Below are 22181 nucleotides of genomic sequence, written 5' to 3'. Positions count from 1 at the left end.
TCTCTTTTACTTTTACCATATCTTTTCACCTTCTTCCCTTTCTTCTCCTCCGAAAAAATATTTTTCTTTACTCAACTAGCGTATAAATCAACATTTATATATAAGTTTGCACAAAAATAAAAACAATGCAAAAGACTCTTCCTATTCATTTTGCCCCATTACAAGGTTACACCGACGTGATTTACCGTAATGCTCATGCGGCCTGCTTTGGAGGTATAAACGCTTATTACACTCCATTTGTACGACTTGAGAAAGGCACCTTCCGCCATAGAGACGTCCGAGGAATCGAACCCGGGAATAATCAGGTTCCGCATCTGATTCCCCAATTGATAGCCCCTACTGCTGAAAAGGCAGAAAAGATTTTATCCCTATTCATTGAAAAGGGATATAAGGAAGCCGATATTAATATGGGATGTCCTTTTCCCATATTAGCCAAACGCCACAATGGCTCCGGTATTCTTCCCTATCCCGAAGAAGTGCAAGCGTTACTTAGCCTGATTACGAAATATCCGCAAATAAGCTTCTCCATCAAGATGAGACTTGGTTGGGAAGATCCGGAAGAATGTCTCAAACTGGCTCCGATTATCAACGAGTTACCTTTACGACAAGTCGTTATGCATCCACGCCTAGGAAAACAACAATATAAAGGAGAAGTTGATCTTAAAGCATTCGAGGCTTTTCAGCATGTATGTAAACACCCGCTCATTTATAATGGGGACATTAACCATATAGAAGATATTCACCGTATTCAGGAACAATTTCCCGGATTAGCCGGAATGATGATAGGACGAGGATTACTCGCTAACCCGGCGCTAGCATGGGAGTATCAGCAAAACCGCACACTTGAATTCGATGAAATGAAAGAAAAAATACAATCTATGCACACATACGTATACGAGGAATATATAGAACAGCTAAAAGGAGGAGACTTGCAGATTTTGAACAAGATGAAAGCTTTTTGGGAATACCTACTACCAAATGCAGACAGGAAATTATTGAAAGCTATTCATAAAAGCACCAACCTCCACAAATATACTCAAGCAGTTCATGCCTTTTTTAACCAACGATAGATTAATTGCCAGTAATTTTGTGTAATTTTGCGCCCGTTTATAAACAAGCACATTATGAAAAAATACATTTTATTATTTCTTTGTCTGATACAGTTATCAGGCAGTTTCGCACAAATGCAGGATTTCAAGTTCAAATTCTACGGACAGATTCGTACTGATTTCTATTACAACAGTCGCGCCAATGAAGAAACCGTAGACGGATTGTTCTATATGTATCCGAAAGATAAGGTACGTGATCCGGACGGGAAAGACCTGAACTCAACACCCAACAGCAATTTCTATACCTTGTATTCACGTCTCGGAGTAGATGTTGCGGGTCCCAAACTGGGAACGGCCAAGACTTCTGCCAAAGTAGAGGTCGACTTCCGTGGTACAGGTACTTCTTATTCGGTCATTAGACTCCGCCATGCTTATTTGAATTTGGATTGGGGAAAATCGGCTGTATTGCTCGGACAGACTTGGCATCCGTTATTTGGAGATGTATCGCCGCAGATTCTTAATCTTTCCGTAGGAGCACCGTTCCAGCCATTTAGTCGTGCACCTCAAATTCGTTATCGCTATACAAACAAAAATTTCCAACTTACCGGAGCAGCAGTATGGCAATCACAATACACTTCACAAGGTATCAATCCTGACAAACCGAAAGAGAGTAAAAAAAGTCATGAATACTTAAAGAATGGCTGCATCCCGGAGATATATGTAGGAGCTGACTACAAGAAAGACGGCTTACTGGCAGGTGTCGGCATTGAATTGTTATCATTAAAGCCACGCACAAGTGCCTTGGGAGCGAACGGAGATAAATATAAAATAGACGAACGCATAACTACCCTGTCTTACGAGGCCCATGCGAAATATACCCATAAAGCCTGGTTCATTGCCGCAAAGAGTGTATTGGGTTCCAATCTTACACAAGCTTCCGGATTAGGCGGATTCGGCATTAAGTCAGTCAACGAACACACCGGAGAACAAAAATATACTCCCATACGTTTCTCCAGCTCTTGGTTGAATGTTGTTTACGGACAGAAATGGAAACCTGGAATCTTTGTAGGTTATGCTAAGAATTTGGGAACAAGCGATGCACTATATGCTCCTGATGGAACTGACGCTCAAGTGTATGGAACGGGAACCAACCTCGACCAGTTAGTAACAGCAGGGGCAGAACTGACTTACAATGTTCCCCACTGGAAATTCGGATTGGAATATACCTTAAGCTCTGCATGGTATGGTTCACTCAATGCCTCCAACGGAAAAATCAGAGATACTCATGCCGTATGCAACAACCGCATTGTTGCTGTTGCCATGTTCATGTTCTAATCTCTCTCTACACAATTATTTTGATTATATATCTGTCACCTGTCACCGATTACTGCCTAATGATTTGATTATAAACGATTAGCATTGTGACAGCAATCGGTGACAGCATTGTGATGACAATATTGCTGTCACCGAAAACAGCAAACTACATTTCATTAATCGGAGACATTCATTACGGGAGCCCCAACAGTCATATTTACTTCATTTATATACAACCTTTGTTTCATTACGGGAAACGATTAGTTTCACACCGAGAAACCAATCGTTTCGCTATTTGAAACTTTTGGTTTCCTTACTTGAAACTAGAGTTTCATACGCTTGAAACCAAAGTTTCCCTTTGTAGAAACTAAAGTTTCTGCGGCTAGAAACAACAGTTTCAAAGCTTTGGAAACCACGCTTATACAAAGGGAAACAAAACATTTTCTGACTGCCTGACTTCTTATCTCTTTAGTTCCACTTCAAAGCTAGCACCATCTTTGCAACTGAATTGCAAGATTGTTTGCTTTTCATTGGAGGAGACTACCGTACAATAGGGAGTTTCTTCCACATTCCATCGGCCTTTTATGGTCACAGTCACCGGTATTTCACTACTTCCATTATTAATCCACGGACGAGAGTAGATACTACGTTCAATCCGCTTCCCGTCTTTGTCAAACGCTTCGTCACTTGGACCGCGATACAAAGCCAAATCAGGTTGTGCTACCGTCAGTTTAATCTTATCAGCAGATTCTTTATGAGTCATAACCAGGCAGGAAGTATCCACACGTTGCAACAGACCACCCGGCAACGTTGTTTCAGGAGTTTCAAACAATACATAAGAAACAATCTGCTCGGAAGCGGACTCTACAATATGCGCCTTCCGATCTTGCTGCAAAACTTTATAAGTTGGCTTTTTCGCAAACTTCTTCATCGCGATTTCATTCGTTTGAGGCAAAACAGCGTATTCATACCTTCCGTTTTTCGGTGCCTTTCCATGATCTACTACCAAAGAAACCCAATCACCCTTTGTTTCCTTTCCCGTATTCTGCATTCGCGAATATTGAGGGAAGTTTTTCTCAAATCGAATGGCTGTCGGAACATAATAACCTGTTCCCAAATGATCTACCCATACTTTCTTATCTTCCTGATAATTTTTCCAATAGTCATGTCCCGCCTTATCTGTGACTGCCAATTGGAAGATAGTCGTTTCAGTGGAGAATTCCGTATTTGTATTTTCAATATCCGATCCAAGGCAGACAATCATTCCATCGATGAAATGGTAAGATTTACGTGCCCGGTGCGATCCATTATACTTGTCGTGCTCGTGCAGCTTCATTCCGAAGTTACCATTCATCTTCTGTTGAGACAACCCGCCTGCAAAAGCTTCATCAGAATAAAGCATTTCTTCCATTCCTGAATAACGGTCTACATTGAGCACTTTAGCCTGCAATTGTTCCAACGGCAAATGAATAGATGTGACTCCCGGGATACGGTTCCAGTCAAAACCTTCCTGCTGCCAACCACTAGTGGCCGGAGTCACTGTCTGCCCCGGTGCAGCAGTCAATATCTGCAAACTGCCGTGCGCCAGATAGCGACCATATAAATTCGCTCCCAAATAATGTTCAGCCGCCCATAAATAACGGGAATGTCCACGGGCCACGGCAGACCAGTTACTGCGACGTTGAACAGAGATACAACCATAGCCCATTGCTATATTCCCCTGTGGGTCCGGTTCCGGACGGAAACCTTTCTCTATCAGAAGCTTTGCCGCTTTGCGTTCTTCAGCATTTGAAACTTTGGGCATATATTCGGGAGCATCATTCTCAACGCCCGAATTTGAAATCAAACGAAGATAAGAAGATGCCATTTCACTATCATATTCCGCCTTTCCATCGGGAGAACCGGCTAAAGCCATCATGGCAAAATGCATAGGAACCAGTTTACCTTTTCCATCCGGATGACGACCGGACATAGAAAGAGGGAAATTCAGTTTATTGCAATAAAAGCGCATAGTCAGCAATACATTCTTCACCGTTTCATGAGCCAACTTGGAAACTGCAAATTCCGTCCGGCTAAGAAGATAAATCATGTTTGTTGCCCCATCCAGTCCGCCTACGGCATAAGCCGGATAGTTATTGCGATGATGGAAAGCAGCTCCGTCCACTTTAAATGAACCGGACAGCCCCAGTGCAGGACGGCAACCATAATCAATCCAACGAGAGAAAGACCGTAAGTATTGCAGTTTCTCCGGTGTATCTTCCATCATTAGAATACTGGCAATACGCCCTGTGGTCTGTGTATTGAAAGAGTCCATATCAATTCCGTCAACTTCCGGTTTGGGATACACTTCGTTAGTAATCGCATACCAGCGTAATGTCCGTTCGGCCTCTTGAAGTTTGCCTGCTTCCCTAAGCACATCTTTCATCAAGAAATATGCCAGGTACAGGCCGCGAACACTATACCCGTAATGATGGATATTTCCCCAACAACTACCATAAGCAACGCCCTGATCGGTTATGTGATCGTACATTGCTAAAAACTTCTTCTTCATTTCTTCCCGAATCACCGGTTTCGCCGTACTATTATTATATGCAACAGCTATTTTTTTCATCAGATCGAAGTAAGCACGCATCTCCACACCCATCTTAGTGAGCATATCCTTGTTCCAATCCGGAATGATTCGTTCATAAGCTTCGGCGGCACGTACCATATAGATAGGTACTCCCGAAACCTGACCGTTTTTGTAAGTGATCTGATAGAAATCATATTTCTTGCGAATATTTTCAACCTCTTTATCTGTGATCTTGCCTTTCGTGTAGATCATATCACGAAAACGCTTTTCCAACAGTTGCATTTCTGCTCTTTGCTTATCGTCTACAGGAGTCAATTCAATATCCGGTTTCAAAAGCGAGTGTTGATAGACAACCAGCCAATGGTTGGTGGTTCCGGCATTGACAAAAGGGACTTGCAGATCGGCCGTCTGTTGACGTGCATCAACCTTAGTAGCCGTAATCAAATGATCGATGAAAAGGGTTCCTTTTGAATTTGGAGCAATAATTCGGAGTTCATTCATGCCTTCTTCCGGTGTGCCTTGCATATCACGTTCATAGCAGACCCATGCAGCGCGCCAACCACTGAAATTAATACCAAAAGGGAAAGATGTGCATCGTTTGCCGTCTTTCAGAAACTGAAACTCAATAGTCGCATTCTGAGGCACTTCATTATAAACCCACACAATAAAAGCCGAAAGATATAAATCCTTGCCGGTCGGATCTTTCTTCTCAAACTTCAGGTCTTTCTTGAGTTCCAATATACCACCCGGTTCAAATGTCCATTCCAACGAATGTTTTCCATCTTTATAATGCAGATCTGATACCGACAGGCGGGAATGGGTAGCGGTGATACAATCCGGTATTTGCGGTTTTTCAAAAGAAAACATCCGCTCATCTGTTACGACTTGCGCATGAAGGAATGTTGAACACAAAAGAGAAAATAGAATTGTCACTCCTAATTTAATAAAAGGTTGTTTCATCATGGATATATCGTCTTATTAGGTTTTTCAGTATATAAGTCAGAGAGTAGTCACTTTAAAATCTGTAAACAGTACATGATTCTGCAAGAGACGAAGACCGAAGTGTCCATCACCTTCGTCGCCTGTAAGAACATAGCGGAACAGTTCTTCACCATTCACAGAATAAGTCGTGATTCCTTTTTCCACTCTAATCCGAATCTGATACCACTGATTGGGAACAAGCAAGTGAGAGGCATCAGTATATTCTTTCAATAAGGGTTTCACCTTGTCATCTGCTACTCCATAATATTCTCCTCTGTAACGACGGAAACGAGTCGTCGAATTATCATTTCCCCCGTATCCAACGTAGAAAAGGTTTAATGTGTTGTAGTTTTTAAAGATGCCGTCGCGCCACTGACTACGAGTGAAAAGATCATCTGGGTATTTAGGGTCATTGGCAGCCCAAAAACAATTCAAGTCACTCAAGCGATCGTACTTCCCTCCTTGCATCACCATACAAGTGCGGTAACTAACCTCATAATTCCCCGCCAATCGCTGCTGATACCACATAGTCAATCCATCCGGCACGATCAATTCTAATGTATCTGTACGTTCTATCACCTGCAAGGCATGGGATGCATCTTCTATCTTCCATTGTTGTGCAAACGCATTTTCGCATTGTGCAAACAGCACTACACTATCCAAGAGAAATAAAGTAATCAAACTGTAGCTAATAAAAAATCGCTTCGTCATTACGGTATTAGTTTAAAGATAATTCTTCCGGATACAAAGAAACCCCTCTTTTCGAAAAAAGAGGGGCTCAAATTGTACAAAATATCTCAAATAATGTATTGACCGGGATTTTGTATTACCAAGCTTCTACCACTTTTTCAGCAGCCGGATGCAAATACCAATCCTTGTTATCAGCTCCATTGCTAGTCACCCAAGCACGGAATTCAGGATAAGCGTTATCAAAAAGCACCTTTTCATAAGCATGTTTTACGCCAACAGGAACTTTAATTCCCCAAACAAAACCATTCTTATTACAATATGGAACACCTTCCATCATTTCACCGGCTGAATCAGCTTCGTAATTAGTATAAAGATAAGAAGGTCTATAGCCTTTCATGTGAATCTCTTTATTCGTATTTGTCACAATAAAGAAATTCTGATTATGAGTATCAGTAATAAGAGCACGATAAGCTTTCAATTGATCCAAATCTTCAGTAAGACTAGTACGAACCTTAGCTCCCAAAATAATTTCTGCACGCAACATGCCTTGTCCCGGATTTATAAAACCTTTTGTAGTCTGGAAGAAATTAGTATTATCACCCAAAGCACTCAAACCATCCATTATGATAACCGGACTACCGTGTTCCGTGTCTACCGTAACTTTACAAAATTGCGATTTTCCAAAGAGTTGCTGTTGAGGCATTTCTGCTTTCATTTCCCCAGTAGCAAGTTCGGTTTCTTTTCCTTGTCCTTCTTTCAAAAGAATACGGGTTGCAACAGTCTCTATATACTTTTTATCCAAGCCACCTAATACTACACCTAATTTAATAGGATATCTACCGCCTTTAGCACGAATATCCAAAGTCAACTTCAATCCTTCTTTATATCCCTGACCAGCTTCGAACCATTTTTCAGCCTGACATTCGGTTACTTTCAAATCGTACTCAAAAACAACATCGTTCAAATCATTGTCTTGACCTGGTTCAATCGGCCAATTGTCTTCAAACATAGCAACGCCTGTATTATGATAGAAAAACCATCCATCATCTTCCTCACTAGTTACCGCCACCGCATCTTCAGGTACAGTTATTGCTACAGTCTCGCCACTCCGAGTCACGCTATTTATCGGAAATGATGCTGTTTTATCTGTTCCATCAGAATACTTCAAATAAATATTGGCACAGTGAATAGGCACATTCAATTCCAAGTCTTTCTCTCCATCAACAAGCAGGCCACTCACCAACAAACTTCTTTCCTGATTTTCTGAATCCCAATACAAATCAACCGCTACAGGCTTACTTGAATAAACTTTAGCAGAGACAGTACGACTAGTTGCAAAATCAAACCCTGCCGGAATAACATACTGCGGGGAATCATCTCCTCCTCCATTATCCACTATTCCTTCTTCATTGTTACTGTCTGTACAAGCAACAACCAACATCGTCCCCATGAGGACGTACATCAAACTTTTAATCTTCATTTTAATCTAATTTTTAAATTTATTGTTTGTTTCAGTTTCCTATGAAAGCTCTACCTTATCGCACCCATATCCGAGCTCTATATGTTAACTTATCAAAAATATATTTAACGCTTAATGGCTTTTTACCTGCCTTTATTTGTAATTTCAATCCTTTCCATCGAAAATAATCACAAGAGCTCAAATATCGCTCAAAAGCCCTGTTCATGAACAATGGATAATATATACAAGTTATTTATTATATTTGCATTAGACAGAACATTCAATACAACAAATATAGAACTTTTGTTTTGAATATACAAGTTTTATAGATTAAATATCAAGGGAAATGGATCAAGTACTGTATGGTATAGATTACATAGAATATTATTTCTATTGGATATATTACAAGTTTATTGGCTATCCTTTAATCATAAGAATATGCTCAATTGCTGTAATGTTTTGTATTATTGCGTACTTGTTTCTCCTATTCCATATTATATATGGTATATTCAAAAGGCGGAAAGAGAAGCGAAGATACAACAAAGCTTTCGACAAATATTACGAGGAAATGAAATCTATCTCGCTAGATTCCAACACATTGAGTGAAGAGGAAATCGCAGACAGATTACAGTATGATACGAAAAAACGTCCCAAGCCTAATGAATTACGTATTATCACTCAACTATTAACAGAAATCAAGAGTGTACACGAAGATGAGATTAACGAACTAAACTATCAAACGATTCAAACCGTATTCCAGATCACGCGTTTCCTTGAACGCGAACTTCAATTCGGCTCCAAAAGAGCAAAGATACAAGCGCTGAAACTTATTCAATCCATCAACGGATATGCCTCTGAAGCAGTATTGGTGCGCTTCCTCTATCATCGTGAAATAGAATTGAGGAACTCTGCACGCTACACTTATATGTGGCTAAGCCAGGGAGATCCGTTCCGTTTCTTCGACGAAGACATCGGCATGAAGTTGAGACAATGGGATATGATGGAATTGCATGCCATCTTGGAACACCGCAAGAAGGTGGGATATAACACACCGAGCTTTATAAAATGGGTGAATACTTCGGCCGAAGAGAATGTTAAGATATTCTTTATCAACGAAATCCGGTTATATAATGAAACCGATAGTGCTCCCATTCTGGCTAAACAAATCAACGCACGCTCTACCGAAATCCGGGGCGAAGCGATCAGAACTTTAGGAAAACTAAAATATAAAGAGATCGAGCCCAAGCTGATTGAAATGTATCATGTGCAACCGGAAGAAGTCAAGCGACAAATCATTTCGGCTGTTGCAGACCTGAAAACAGATAAAGCATTAGGATTTCTTTACAATGCTTATGATGAAGCAGACAACTGGGGGACAAAACGTATCATCCTGAAAGCCCTCTATGAATACAGTTCAATGGGAAGAAAAACATTCGATCAATTGGAGAGAAAAGCTGATTCCCACACAGCTATATTGTTTGCCCATACCAAGCATCCGTTAATCAACCAGTTAATTTAGAGAATATGAGAGATATAATATTTACATTCTTCAATTATTTCGTATTCTTTTATACGAGTATGCTGGCGATATTCTTCGTCACATTCGCCTTCCTCTCTTTCATTTCTCTGAAACGGAGAAAAGATTACTATGTGGAAAGTTATATGCGGAAAACAATTAAAGAATCTCCCTATACACCGGGTATTTCGGTAATTGCCCCTGCTTTCAATGAAGAAAAGACAATCATTGATAACGTGAACTCTATGCTCGCATTGGAATACCCGCTTTTCGAGGTGGTGATTGTAAATGACGGAAGCACGGACAGTACGTTGAAGAAGATGATTGAACATTACGAACTGATAGAAGTCCCCTATGCCTATATTGAGCGAATCAAAACCAAACCGTTCAGAAGACTCTTCAAATCTACCAGTCCGAAATACAGTCGGCTCATCGTTGTAGACAAAGAGAATGGAGGAACCAAGGCGGATGCATCCAACGCAGGTATCAATGTTTCTTCATATCCTTATTTCATCTGTACGGACGTAGACTGTATCTTAGAGAAATATGCTCTTTACCGCTGTATATCGCCCATCATATCTTCCGATAAACAAGTAATCGCAGTCAGCGGAACGATGTTGATGGCAAACGGATGCGTAGTGAAAGACGGGCAGATAGTAGACGTGAGAACTCCGCGTACTCCGATTCCGCTTTTCCAGAACCTCGAATACATGCGTTCCTACCTGATTGGTAAGATGGGATGGTCTGCAATCAATGGTATGCCGAATGTTTCCGGTGGATTCGGTCTTTTCGACCGTTCCGTAGCTATTGCAGCCGGAGGATATGACGGTACTTCTTTTGCAGAAGATATGGACCTCATTACCCGCATGGTAGGATACATGTGCGACTTCTCCCGTCCTTATAAGATTATTCAGATTCCTGATACTTGCTGTTGGACGGAAGGCCCTCCCAACTTGGCGATGCTTTACCGTCAACGTACCCGTTGGGCACGAGGATTGTTCCAGACACTTAGTATCCACCATAAGATGATCTTCAAGAAAACATATAAACAGATGGGATTGCTGACTCTGCCTTATATGTTCGTATTTGAGTTTTTGGCACCTATCATCGAACTTACCGGTTTGATCGTATTTATCTATCTGGCCTTTACAGGAGCGGTCAACTGGAATACGGCGTGGATGATTTACCTGACGATCTATACGTTCTGCCAGTTCCTTTCCATCGTCGTTATTACCTACGACTATTACGTCGGGATGCTTTATAAAAGAGGATACGAATATCTGTGGATTATCATAGCGTCCATATTGGAGCCCATCTTCTATCATCCCATCATCACTTTCTGTTCATTGAGAGGATACCTTAGCTATCTGACCAATAGAGACTTCAAGTGGAAGAATATGGAGCGTAAAGGATTCAAGCAGAAAGAAGAAAATACGGATGATGCTGAAACAGCGGCTATGAAGCCTGAACCGGCAACGATTTAAACAAGAAAGAAAGATTAAAGACAAGATAGAATGAACAGAGAATTTCTCCATAAGATCACCTTATTAGGTTGTCTGTTTTTGCTGATAACCTCTTCCTCCGGAACCGATAATGGATTCCAGACGCCGGAGCAATATGCCCAGATTGTGCAGGAGCATTTTGCGAACGAGGAATGGGAAGCAGGGAAAGAGCTGTTGGAGGAGGGCCTTCAGAAATACCCGAATGTTTCTGACCTTGAATGGCTCATGGGAAAATACTGGTTCCACGAAAAGAACTATGACCAGTCGCGTTATCATCTTGTCAAAGCGATAGATGACAATTACAACAACGTCAATGCCAAACATCTGCTGGTAGATGTAGAAGATATCACCGAGAATTATTCCAGTGCTATTTGTTACGTTAATGAGTTGCTGGAAGTGAATCCGTATTGGAGAGGTTTATGGCGAAGAAAGATTGGACTGTACCGCAAGCAGAACAACGATGTGGAAGCAGATCGTCTGTTGAAACGAATCAATCAGATTTACCCGAACGATACCATTCTAAGGAAGGATTATATCTACAGCATGGAGGTAGGCTACCAGCAAATGAAAAAAGGCGGTAACCGAAAAGAGGCTATCGAAAAGCTGACGGAGCTTATCAAAGTATCTCCTCAAAACGAAGAATATTATCTGGACATCATTAACCTGCATTTACAGGAAGGAAACCGGGAAGCTGCTCTAGGCTGGTCATCCAACGGTTTGGCTGCCATACCGGGAAGCGGTGCGCTTATCGTCAAAAGGGCGAGTATCCTTAGTGAATTGGCACGTTATCCGGAAGCTCTGGTGTTTATACGCGAGCAAATGCGAAGAAACAACAGCCCTGCCATACGGCGTATGTATAACGACCTGTTAATGGAGGCTGCCCGAGCAGAGAAGCAGCGGGATCCTTATGTATTATATGGCATGGCCTACGAAGGAGGTAATAAGAACAAGGAAGCATTAGACTACCTGCTGAACACTTCCGTCACCCGGGGATATACCGATGACGCACTCTTCTATATCAGAGAAGCTAAAAAACAATATGGCAACAATGATAAAGGAATTCTTTATAAAGAATATATGCTTTATCGCCAGATGAATGAGGATGATCTTGCCTATTCAACGCTGAAAAAGATGTATGAGATGTATCCTGATGATTATGATATTACGCTTGCCATGAGCGCACAACACATGAAGAAAGCTGAAAAACTGATGGAACTTGGTCTGTACGCAGAAGCATTGCCGCACGTATTGTTCGTTTCTCAAAAACATGTAGACGACAATGAAGTGAACGGTGCCGCATGGGAAAAAGCCTTGAGTTGCTATATCAATATGAAACGTTACAATGAAGCACTTGCAACATTGGACACCATCACTCTTCACTTCCCTGATTACGAAAACGGCACGTTGAAAAGGGCATTTATTCTCGATAAAATGGATAAAACCGAAGAGGCTTTGCAACTGTATCTATCTGCCATCGAGCAGAGTGATGAGGATATGCGCATTTTCTATGTTATCGGATACGAGGAACTAGCAGTGCCGTACATCAAGAAATGTATGGAAGCCGGAGCTACGAAGAAAGCATACGAGGAATCTGTTAAGCTAATTAGCCTGAATCCATCAAGCGATCTCGGATTACGGTATGCCATCAATTCGTCCGGTTTACTCGGAAAATACGATGAATTCGAGAAATATACAGTACAAGGAATCAATTATTATCCTGAAGAACCATTCTATCAGGCTAAAAGAGCTACCGTGCTTGAACGTGACAAGAGATACGAAGCTTCTTTGGAATTCCTGAAGCCGATACTCAACAAATACCCGAGCAACAAAGAGATTATAGGCGCATTCTCACAGAGCAGTGAATACCGTGCCCTGCAACTGACAAAGGCCAAAGAACCGGAAAAGGCTCTCGCTGTTCTTGATACAGCTTTGCTTTATGACAGTCAGAACAAATCATTGAAGTACACTAAGGGAGTGGTATATGAAGCCAACCGTCAAGCGGATTCAGCCTATTATTACCAAAAGTACTACGAGCCATCCATCATGGAATATCGCTCTTTCCAACGACATTTATCGGGCCTTAGAAGCATGATGCTCAAGAATGAGATTGCTTTGACCTATCTCCGTGCACGCTACGGAGAAGAAGATATCATTACCTCTGTTGCAACAGCCGAATATACCCGAAAAGGCCAGAAGAACAGCTACACAGGACGCCTCAACTATGCAGGGCGAAGTGGCTCGGCAAGCGACAGCATGGAGGCTGAAGAACAGACACCAGGAGGGGTTGGCATTCAGGTACAAGGTGAGTGGACGCATCACTTCTCACCGAAGTGGAGCCTCACGGCCAATGCAGCCTTTGCGACCAAATACTTCCCGGACATTACCGCCGATGTTGCCGTTCGGCATTATCTCAAGAATGATTGGGAAATAGGCGCACACGTAGGCTATAGACGCGTAGCCGCTTACACAAAGCGTTATGAATGGAACGATGAATTCTTTGCAGGGGGCACCGGAGATAACGGTTATCTATTTACCGGTTGGAATGAATCAAAGACCAATCTGCTCACTGTAGGCGGAGAATTAGCCAAAACCATCGAAGTCGTTCGCCTCAACACGAAGCTGGACATGCATTTCTTCAACTCCAACTTCTATTACAATGTTCAGATTGGCGCCAAATACTTCCCGGCTAATGACGGAAAGACGAATATCAACGCTATGGCAAGCATCGGATCGGCACCGGAAACGGCCGTACTGGACTATGCACTACCCGGCTCTTTCTCCCACACCAATACCATGGTGGGATTGGGAGGCCAGTATATGGTCAGTCCTAACATTACCATAGGCTTGATGGGTACCTGGAACACCTATTATAACCAAACCAATACGGTGCGAGGGACAAGTCCGTCCAACCAGATAGAATCCATATCGACACGCTATAAAAACTTATATAACATTTATGCACAAGTTTATATTTCATTCTGATACGCTTGGCCCTGTATTGGCAGGAATGATATGTATTTGCTGCCTTTTATCCGGCTGCCGTATGCAGGCACGCACGGAGATGTTCCCATCTAAAGAAGGGTATCTCGTCACCATTGGTGAGGATCCGACCGACAGAGACACCCGGTGGGCGAAATACCTGTACGAACATCTCAAGAAGCGTGCAAACGACGATGAAATAGTAGCTTTTGGCGTTTCCGAAATGGACATGTGGCGCATCATCATACAGATAGACCCAACATTGCAGAGAGGATTCAAAGTAGCCTGCAAAGGCTCTGATATCAGACTGACCGCAAGTGACGACAAACAAATGTTATGGCTGCAATACCAACTGATAAAGAAGATCAGCAAAGAAGACCCGCGTATAGACGGTTCGGATCTTCCTCCCGCCCTTATCAATCTCAACGATACTTGCGGAGCTTTTGCATTTGACTATCAAAGTATTTATTCTCCATACGGCCTGAACGCCGATCATACAGGCGTTATCGGCCTGGACAACTTTGACGACAGCTGGGGAATATGGGGACACAACCTGCGAAAAGTCTTGGGAAAAGATGCAGAGAAAGTATATGCCACCATTCACGGGAAGACAGATGACTCACAACTGTGTTTCTCTTCCGAGGATATGTATCGCCAGATAGAAAGTTACATCGTAGATAACTTCGGTGAAAAGGGGAATTTCCGTTTTGTAATCGCACCGGATGATACTCCGTACGCCTGTACGTGTGCCACCTGTACCGCATTGGGAAATACAGAGAAGAACGCAACCCCCGCCGTTACGGAACTGATCCTCCGCCTGTCGCAGCGTTTTCCCAAACACACGTTCTTTACGACTTCCTACCTGACTACGCAACAAGTCACAGACAAGCAGCTCCCGCCTAACGTCGGGGTAATTGTCAGCGCTATCGACTACCCGCTCCGCCGGACAGACGGCAAGGACGAGCAAGACAAGAAATTTGCGGAACAACTCGACAACTGGAAGAAAGTAACGAACAACATCTATATATGGGACTATATCAACAACTTCGACGACTACCTCACTCCTTTCCCCATATTAAAGATAGCCCAGCAAAGACTCCAACTTTTCAAACAACACGGAGCCAGCGGCATATTTTTCAACGGAAGCGGCTACAGCTATTCTTCTTTCGATGAAATGAGGACTTTTGTATTATCAGCCCTTCTTATCAACCCGGAACTTCCGGTTGATGAGTTAATTAAAAGCTATTTCAATCAGGAATACCCGGTATCCAAAAAATGGCTGTACGATTACTACACAGAGCTAGAAAACAACGCCCAATCCGGAAAGCGGCTCGGACTTTACGCCGGTATCAGAGAATCGGAAAAAGGATTCCTCTATCCGGAGAAGTTTATCAAATTCTATGATGAAATGGGAGATTTTGTATCCGAAGCAAAAGGGAAAGAGCGCAAAAAGCTGCACGAGCTCCAGACCGCCTTGTCTTTCACGCGCATGGAATTAGCACGTGACCACGGTTTCGACGCTTACGGATATGCCAAGCGGAATGGAAAGGATATTCAACCGCTTCCCCAAGCTCGTAAATGGGTCACCCAGCTCAAAGAGCATCAAGCATTTGCCGGAATGGAATATTATAATGAGTCAGCTTATGAGATTGACTATTATATAAAGGAATGGGAACAATATATACTTGCTTCCGACATAAAGAAAAGTTTGTTTCTGGGAATGAATCCTTCCACAGCCCCTAAACTAAATAAAAATGATTCAAAGAAACTGACCGACGGCACTCACGGTTTACCCGGAGACTATCATTGCGGTTGGGTTATCATTCCGGGAGAAGAATGTACCATCAACCTGCCGGTTAAAGGACTCAATGCATCAGGAACATTCTATATCAGTTTTCTGAATCTTCCCCGCCACCGCATCTATGCTCCACAGCAAGTTCAACTGTTGAAAGACGGAGTAGCCTATAAAACAATAGACTTAAAACCGGAAGACTCCCCAGAAAAAGGAGAAATGATGAAAGCCACCGTTCCGGCAGACTTGAACGGAACAGAACAATTAAGCATAAAAATCAGTTGTTTAAAGAAGCTGGGAACGCAAATGGGTATCGATGAAATTGCATTCATCCCTTAAATGCTGAAAAAGTGATATAACAAAAATAAATGGCAACAATGAATAAATCTATATTCTATATTTTACTACTGACGGCACTTCCGCTCTGCTTTACAGGGTGCAGGAAGGAAGTACGTCCCACCAGCATGACGATAAAAGATTCCGTCAGACACTATTACCCTATCAAGCAAGGTCAGCAACTCGATATCATGTTTACCATCACCAACACGGGAGATGCTCCGTTAATCATTTCAGAAATGCAACCTTCCTGTGGCTGTATCATTCTGGATAAAAGTTCGCATATCATCATTCCAGAAGACGGTATCAGGCAATTCAAGGCAACCTACAACAGCATCAAGAATGTAGGCGAAGTGGTTCACCGCATCCGGATTTTCGGCAATATGCTCCCAAATGGAAAAGCAGAACTAAAATTTGATGTTAACGTAGTCCCCGACGCAGATTATACACGTGATTATGAAGAACTCTATCAGGATTTCAACACTAAAAACGGCATTGTCAGGGAGATGGTGGACGGAAAAGAATCGGAGTTAGGATATTATGTAGGAGAACCCTAATAATAAGTATTAAATATCAAGTATTAAGTATTAAATGACTGGCTAATACTTGATACTTAATATTTGATATTGATACTTATCTCTACGGATGTATTTCTTTGAAAGCAGCATTCTCTTCTTTCACATTCTGAATAGTCTGTTTTAACTCCCCAATCGGCAAGTCATATCCATACCAGCCTGTATAGCAATCCACCACATACCATTTCCCGTCAGCCTGCAATTCGAACTCAACACGCAAATCCACTTCGGACTCTTCATAGCCCGCTTCAAAGATTTTGTGTTTCGGTTCATTCAGCGTAAACTTGGAGACATAGATTCCCCCTTCTTCCTGAGTGATACGTTCTTCTTTCATGGTTTCACTATCCAGCAACGGCCATTTTTCCTTGGTGAAAGGGAACGTTTTTTCGGTTTCACCATCGTCTGCCAATAAAGTAATCGGAGTCTTTAATGGGAACTTGATACGAGTATACTGGAAGGCTGCACTGGAAGTAAATTTATCCAGAAACGATTTGAAATCTTCACCGTCTTGCGTAGTCAGTTCACTATCGGCTTTTGCCTTGGAACTATTACCGCAGGAGATAAACGAAACACCGGCGAGCAGCATAGCCAGCAAGCAGCATACAAACTTTTTAGCTCTCATAACACTATACAAATTAAGAGTTTAATTGACGGCGCAAAGATAATGACAAGTTTGTCATCTTGGTTATTTTAAGAACTAAATATTTGCGCCTATATAATCAATTTCCCGAATCTATGTATGTTTCAGATATTCATAACCGAAGCGACAGTACAGACACTTTCGCTTATCACAGTACTCTTTTTGCAATTGTATCAACGCCTGACTATCCGCCGCACTGACAACCGGAAGCCCGGCATCGCTCCACGAACGGATAATATGATTGCTCTCCGCCTTCAATTCTTCCAGAAAACGTCCGGCACGTTCACACATTCGTTCATCTGCCTTATGCAAGCCGTATGTATAAAGAAAAGGAACCACTGTATTTATGATTATCAAATCCTTGGAACGCTCTCCCATCGCCTTCTCCTTTTGTGAAGAAAGTCGTCCGAATAAATAATGATTTTCCCAATAAGGAGACGTACGGGCATCCAGCAAGGTTCTCACATCCGCCAGAGTTTCCGCTTCCAGCAAACGTGAAAACAACTTATCCCCTTTCTGATAGAGATAAGCCAACTGCGCCAGGCGAATATGCGGAAAGTTTTCCGGACGAAGCCGTAGAAAACGCCATAACGTAGCATCCATCCCCTGCCCGATTTCAAACTTCCGCTGCAAATAACGAAACTCCTTGCAAAGACGGAGACTATACTCGTCTTCCTGTTCCTTTTTCAGCAACGTTTCTTCCAACAATCCAGCCAAACCATAAAAAAAAGCCTCTATCTGAAACAAATCATTCCGGTGCTTGTCCATCGCCCGAAACGGCAGTAATCCCGCCCACGTTTCAAAAGCATCTCCATTCAAGCCAAAACCGAAATTACGGGCAAGGGTGATAAAGAAAGCATCTTCCCAATTACTGTTACAATGTTTGAGACGCTGTGTGATTAATTGCGCTTTCTGCTCCAAACGTTCCGTTTGCAAAGCGGTCAGCCAAGAATGAATGGTAAGTTGGGGAAGAGAGGCAAGGATGGGATAGCAAGCCGGATACTGATCGGCTACACAAAGTTCGTGGTAATGCAATTGCACATTTTCCGGACAGGTAAGTAACAGTTGCGGTATCTGTTCACCGTTGGAACGGGTTATTTCCGTATCTGCTTCGCTTACTACATGAAGAATCACAGAATCGTATGTTTTGTCAGAATGATGTCCGTGGCGGAACCAGTCGGAAGAATGTGTATGTATTTCGATGTTTCCCACCCATAAGGCGCCGTCAATCTTTAGTTTCGCGTTGAAAAAGTCGGGACCGGCGTTGGGGTTTTGCAGACCGGGGTCAATCACTTCTACCGGTAAGCCGTTAGTGGTTTGCAGTACTTTCAGGGGAAATAATTTATGCTTCCACACGTAGTGGAGAAGATGTTCCATGTTAACAAGACGTTAATGTGCGCTGCAAATGTAATAAAAATCTTATCTTTGCGACTATTATTTTGAATATAAGTCAGAAAACAATGAAAATAGCACTGATCGGTTACGGAAAGATGGGCAAAGAGATAGAAAAGGTTGCCCGTAGTCGCGGACATGAAATCGTCTGCATCATTGACATCAATAATCAGGATGACTTCGAATCGGAAGCATTCAAATCGGCCGATGTGGCCATTGAGTTTACCAATCCGATGGTAGCTTACAGCAATTATATGAAAGCGTTCAAAGCCGGTGTGAAACTGGTATCGGGCAGTACCGGATGGATGGCCGAGCACGGCGAAGAAATCAAGAAGCTCTGCACGGAAGGGGGCAAAACACTCTTCTGGTCGTCCAACTTCAGCCTGGGAGTCAGCATCTTCTCCGCTCTCAACAAGTATCTGGCTAAAATCATGAATCAGTTCCCTGCATACGATGTCACCATGAGCGAGACACATCATATCCACAAGCTGGATGCCCCCAGCGGAACAGCCATCACACTGGCAGAAGGTATTCTTGAAAAGATGGACCGTAAAGACAAATGGGTGGAAGGAACTTTCCTTGCGCCGGACGGAACCATTAGCGGAACCAACGATTGTGCGCCTAACGAACTTCCTATCAGTTCCATTCGTGAGGGTGAAGTTTTCGGACTTCATACCATCCGTTATGAGTCCGATGTAGACACCATTTCTATCACCCACGATGCCAAGAGCCGCGGCGGATTTGTATTGGGAGCCGTATTGGCAGCCGAATATACTGCCACACACGAAGGTTTTTTGGGTATGAGTGATTTATTCCCGTTCTTAAATGACTAAAATATCAGAAGCTAGTTCTAAACAAATATAACATTATGAGACAAGCCACACGCGCACAATGGATCAAATGTGCCACTGCTATTCTACTTTACCTCATCTTCCTTATCTGGGTACGGAGTTGGTGGGGATTAATTGTTGTTCCTTTCATTTTCGATATTTATATCACAAAGAAAATCCCCTGGTCTTTTTGGAAGAAGTCGAAGAATCCGGCTGTCCGCAGTATCATGAGCTGGGTAGACGCCATCGTGTTTGCGTTGGTTGCTGTCTACTTCGTCAATATCTACATCTTCCAGAATTATCAGATTCCTTCTTCTTCATTGGAAAAATCATTGCTGGTGGGCGACTTCCTGTATGTAAGCAAGATGAGTTACGGTCCCCGCGTACCGAACACTCCCCTTTCCATGCCGTTGGCACAGCATACACTACCTGTCTTCAATACTAAATCATATATCGAGTGGCCACAATGGAAGTACAAACGGGTACCGGGCTTCGGCAAAGTGAAACTGAATGACATTGTTGTCTTCAACTTCCCGGCAGGAGATACGGTAGCAGTGAACTACCAACAGACAACGGACTTCTATACGCTGGCTTACGGCGAGGGACAACGTATCTATTCCAAACAGATTGAAATGGATAGTCTGACACGCGCCCAGCAACGTGCCATCTATGATTTGTACTATGCTGCCGGACGTAAACAGATAATGAACAACCCGCGCACTTACGGAGAAGTCCTTTGGCGTCCGGTAGACCGTCGCGAGAATTATGTGAAGCGTTGTGTCGGCCTGCCCGGTGATACCCTTCAGATTGTAGACGGACAGGTGATGATTGACGGTAAAGCGATTGAGAACCCCGAAAACCTGCAATTCAACTATTTCGTACAGACCACTGGTCCGTACATTCCCGAAGATATGCTTCGTGAACTGGGTATCAGCAAGGACGACACCATGCTGATAGAAGACTCCGGCTGGGAAAGCGGACTGCTGGAAATGGGACTGGACAGCCGGAATGCACAAGGCAAACTGAATCCGGTATATCATTTCCCGCTAACCAAGAAGATGTATGAAACGCTTTTGGGCAACAAAAAGCTAATCAGCAAAATAGTAATGGAACCCGAAGATTATGCCGGACAGATATATCCGCTCAATCTTTATACCAAATGGAACCGCAACAATTACGGTCCGATCTGGATTCCTGCCAAAGGAGCTACCATTACCCTCACAGAAGACAACCTGCCTATCTATGAGCGTTGCATCGTAGCCTACGAAGGCAATAAGCTGGAAGTGAAACCGGACGGTATCTACATCAACGGTGAAAAGACCAACGAGTACACCTTCAAAATGGATTATTACTGGATGATGGGTGACAACCGTCACAACTCCGCCGACTCCCGTTATTGGGGTTTTGTACCCGAAGATCACGTAGTGGGCAAACCGATTGTTGTATGGCTATCGCTTGACAAAGACCGTGGATGGTTCGACGGCAAGATTCGCTGGAACCGCCTCTTCAAGTGGGTAGACTGATAAGTGTACGGATAGAATAGAGTGATAAGGTGATAAAAGTTGATGAACATTCGTAAATTCAAATGGATACTAGCATTTGCCGGAGCAGTAGCCGTAGTGCTTCTGCTCCGGGGATTTGCTTTCACGTCCTGCCTTATCCCTTCCACCGGCATGGAGAATTCCATTTTTCAGGGCGAACGTATCCTGGTAAACAAATGGAGTTACGGGCTGCGGGTTCCTTTCATGTCGCTTTTTTCTTATCACCGCTGGTGCGAGAGTCCTGTGCGTCGGCAAGACATCGTAGTATTCAATAATCCTGCCGGAATCCGGCAACCTGTCATCGACCGTCGGGAAATCTATATCAGCCGTTGCCTCGGAGTGCCGGGCGATACGTTATTGGTCGATTCTCTTTTCTCCGTTATTTCTCCGGAGGCACAGTTCAACCCGGATAAGAAAAGACTTTATTCGTACCCCGCTTCAAAAGAAAATCTGATTACGTCACTCATGCATACCCTTTCCATCACCAACGACGGATTGATGGGAAGTAATGACAGCACCCATGTGCGCAGTTTCAGCCGTTACGAATATTATCTGCTGGAACAGGCCATGAATGGGAAAGAGAGTTTCATCCAACCTTTGTCAAACAAAGAAGATGCCGAACCAAATCCGCTGATTGTCCCCGGAAAAGGGAAATTTATCCGGGTCTATCCCTGGAACATGACCTTGCTGCGGAATACCCTCGTGATGCACGAAGGCAAACAGGCAGAAATAAAGAACGACACTCTCTACGTGGACGGAAAACCCACACAACACTGTTATTTCACCAAAGATTACTATTGGATGGGGTCTAACAATACCGTCAACTTCTCCGACTCACGGCTCTTCGGATTTGTCCCGCAAGACCATATCATCGGAAAAGCCTCCATCATTTGGTTCTCTAAAGAAAAAGAAACAGGGTTGTTTGACGGATATCGATGGAGGCGTTTCTTCAGAACAGTGAAATAATCTTCCGGATCATCAAAGAAACAACCCCTTCATAATATCTCATAATA

The 22181-nt window shown here is 43.0% G+C and carries 15 protein-coding genes; 10 read left to right on the top strand and 5 right to left on the bottom strand.

Annotation, left to right across the window (positions count from 1 at the left end; genetic code table 11):
- The first annotated feature begins 125 nt into the window (after positions 1-125).
- Both KFO40_RS00625 and KFO40_RS00620 read left to right on the top strand, forming a co-directional pair.
- On the top strand, positions 126-1070 hold the full coding sequence (locus tag KFO40_RS00625) for a tRNA-dihydrouridine synthase family protein (protein ID WP_008023915.1): 945 nt from the start codon (positions 126-128) through the stop codon (positions 1068-1070).
- Between the two features lie 54 nt (positions 1071-1124).
- Positions 1125-2384, top strand: coding sequence for a DcaP family trimeric outer membrane transporter (locus KFO40_RS00620; protein ID WP_087320923.1), 1260 nt, complete (start codon positions 1125-1127; stop codon positions 2382-2384).
- Between the two features lie 439 nt (positions 2385-2823).
- Here the strand turns inward: KFO40_RS00620 and KFO40_RS00615 are convergent, their stop codons facing one another.
- The 3 genes from KFO40_RS00615 to KFO40_RS00605 all read right to left on the bottom strand — a co-directional run bounded on the left by KFO40_RS00615 (position 2824) and on the right by KFO40_RS00605 (position 8086).
- Positions 2824-5898 carry a chondroitinase family polysaccharide lyase gene (locus KFO40_RS00615; protein WP_211145972.1) on the bottom strand — a complete coding sequence of 1025 codons (3075 nt, stop codon included), beginning with the start codon at positions 5896-5898 and terminating at the stop codon, positions 2824-2826.
- A gap of 36 nt (positions 5899-5934) precedes the next feature.
- A complete protein-coding gene (locus KFO40_RS00610; protein WP_134985051.1) occupies positions 5935-6627 on the bottom strand; it encodes a DUF6250 domain-containing protein in 693 nt (230 codons plus the stop codon).
- 115 nt (positions 6628-6742) lie between these two features.
- On the bottom strand, positions 6743-8086 hold the full coding sequence (locus tag KFO40_RS00605) for an LruC domain-containing protein (RefSeq protein WP_008641725.1): 1344 nt from the start codon (positions 8084-8086) through the stop codon (positions 6743-6745).
- Positions 8087-8411: 325 nt separating this feature from the next.
- Between KFO40_RS00605 and KFO40_RS00600 the strand changes: the two genes are divergently transcribed.
- Genes KFO40_RS00600 through KFO40_RS00580 form a run of 5 tightly spaced genes read left to right on the top strand, consistent with a single transcriptional unit; the run spans position 8412 to position 16747 of the window.
- Positions 8412-9584, top strand: coding sequence for a HEAT repeat domain-containing protein (locus tag KFO40_RS00600; protein WP_004324275.1), 1173 nt, complete (start codon positions 8412-8414; stop codon positions 9582-9584).
- A gap of 5 nt (positions 9585-9589) precedes the next feature.
- Positions 9590-11065, top strand: a complete 1476-nt coding sequence (locus tag KFO40_RS00595) for a glycosyltransferase family 2 protein (RefSeq protein WP_004324274.1) — start codon at positions 9590-9592, stop codon at positions 11063-11065.
- A gap of 30 nt (positions 11066-11095) precedes the next feature.
- On the top strand, positions 11096-14065 hold the full coding sequence (locus KFO40_RS00590) for a hypothetical protein (RefSeq protein ID WP_211145971.1): 2970 nt from the start codon (positions 11096-11098) through the stop codon (positions 14063-14065).
- Positions 14040-16193 (top strand): DUF4838 domain-containing protein, encoded by a 2154-nt coding sequence (locus KFO40_RS00585; protein ID WP_211145970.1) that lies wholly within the window; start codon positions 14040-14042, stop codon positions 16191-16193. The genes KFO40_RS00590 and KFO40_RS00585 overlap by 26 nt, the downstream gene beginning before the upstream one ends.
- 38 nt (positions 16194-16231) lie before the next feature.
- A complete protein-coding gene (locus KFO40_RS00580; RefSeq protein WP_004324271.1) occupies positions 16232-16747 on the top strand; it encodes a DUF1573 domain-containing protein in 516 nt (171 codons plus the stop codon).
- An 82-nt stretch (positions 16748-16829) separates the two neighbouring features.
- Here KFO40_RS00580 and KFO40_RS00575 read toward each other — a convergent pair whose 3' ends face one another.
- Together KFO40_RS00575 and KFO40_RS00570 are read right to left on the bottom strand one after the other, a co-directional pair.
- Positions 16830-17387 carry a DUF4348 domain-containing protein gene (locus KFO40_RS00575; protein WP_211145969.1) on the bottom strand — a complete coding sequence of 186 codons (558 nt, stop codon included), beginning with the start codon at positions 17385-17387 and terminating at the stop codon, positions 16830-16832.
- A 111-nt stretch (positions 17388-17498) separates the two neighbouring features.
- Positions 17499-18782 carry a DUF2851 family protein gene (locus KFO40_RS00570; RefSeq protein ID WP_211145968.1) on the bottom strand — a complete coding sequence of 428 codons (1284 nt, stop codon included), beginning with the start codon at positions 18780-18782 and terminating at the stop codon, positions 17499-17501.
- Positions 18783-18865: 83 nt separating this feature from the next.
- Here KFO40_RS00570 and dapB point away from each other — a divergent pair, with 83 nt between their 5' ends.
- The 3 genes from dapB to lepB (KFO40_RS00555) are packed head-to-tail and all read left to right on the top strand — an operon-like array spanning position 18866 to position 22134.
- Complete coding sequence (gene dapB, locus KFO40_RS00565) at positions 18866-19630, top strand: 4-hydroxy-tetrahydrodipicolinate reductase (protein ID WP_211145967.1); 765 nt, start codon at positions 18866-18868, stop codon at positions 19628-19630.
- Between the two features lie 35 nt (positions 19631-19665).
- Positions 19666-21150 (top strand): signal peptidase I, encoded by a 1485-nt coding sequence (gene lepB, locus KFO40_RS00560; protein WP_211145966.1) that lies wholly within the window; start codon positions 19666-19668, stop codon positions 21148-21150.
- A 42-nt stretch (positions 21151-21192) separates the two neighbouring features.
- Complete coding sequence (gene lepB, locus KFO40_RS00555) at positions 21193-22134, top strand: signal peptidase I (RefSeq protein WP_211145965.1); 942 nt, start codon at positions 21193-21195, stop codon at positions 22132-22134.
- Positions 22135-22181: the final 47 nt, after the last annotated feature.

Source organism: Bacteroides sp. 1001302B_160321_D4 (assembly GCF_015667765.1).
Lineage (GTDB): Bacteria > Bacteroidota > Bacteroidia > Bacteroidales > Bacteroidaceae > Bacteroides > Bacteroides xylanisolvens.
The sequence above is the reverse complement of the archived record's forward strand: the minus strand, read 5'-3'. Positions and strand labels throughout refer to the sequence as shown.

Bases quoted from the DNA above. Each gene is read 5' to 3' on its own strand.
- KFO40_RS00625 (WP_008023915.1), top strand. From the start codon at position 126: ATGCAAAAGACTCTTCCTATTCATTTTGCCCCATTACAAGGTTACACC.
- KFO40_RS00620 (WP_087320923.1), top strand. From the start codon at position 1,125: ATGAAAAAATACATTTTATTATTTCTTTGTCTGATACAGTTATCAGGC.
- KFO40_RS00615 (WP_211145972.1), bottom strand. From the start codon at position 5,898: ATGATGAAACAACCTTTTATTAAATTAGGAGTGACAATTCTATTTTCT.
- KFO40_RS00610 (WP_134985051.1), bottom strand. From the start codon at position 6,627: ATGACGAAGCGATTTTTTATTAGCTACAGTTTGATTACTTTATTTCTC.
- KFO40_RS00605 (WP_008641725.1), bottom strand. From the start codon at position 8,086: ATGAAGATTAAAAGTTTGATGTACGTCCTCATGGGGACGATGTTGGTT.
- KFO40_RS00600 (WP_004324275.1), top strand. From the start codon at position 8,412: ATGGATCAAGTACTGTATGGTATAGATTACATAGAATATTATTTCTAT.
- KFO40_RS00595 (WP_004324274.1), top strand. From the start codon at position 9,590: ATGAGAGATATAATATTTACATTCTTCAATTATTTCGTATTCTTTTAT.
- KFO40_RS00590 (WP_211145971.1), top strand. From the start codon at position 11,096: ATGAACAGAGAATTTCTCCATAAGATCACCTTATTAGGTTGTCTGTTT.
- KFO40_RS00585 (WP_211145970.1), top strand. From the start codon at position 14,040: ATGCACAAGTTTATATTTCATTCTGATACGCTTGGCCCTGTATTGGCA.
- KFO40_RS00580 (WP_004324271.1), top strand. From the start codon at position 16,232: ATGAATAAATCTATATTCTATATTTTACTACTGACGGCACTTCCGCTC.
- KFO40_RS00575 (WP_211145969.1), bottom strand. From the start codon at position 17,387: ATGAGAGCTAAAAAGTTTGTATGCTGCTTGCTGGCTATGCTGCTCGCC.
- KFO40_RS00570 (WP_211145968.1), bottom strand. From the start codon at position 18,782: ATGGAACATCTTCTCCACTACGTGTGGAAGCATAAATTATTTCCCCTG.
- dapB (WP_211145967.1), top strand. From the start codon at position 18,866: ATGAAAATAGCACTGATCGGTTACGGAAAGATGGGCAAAGAGATAGAA.
- lepB (WP_211145966.1), top strand. From the start codon at position 19,666: ATGAGACAAGCCACACGCGCACAATGGATCAAATGTGCCACTGCTATT.
- lepB (WP_211145965.1), top strand. From the start codon at position 21,193: ATGAACATTCGTAAATTCAAATGGATACTAGCATTTGCCGGAGCAGTA.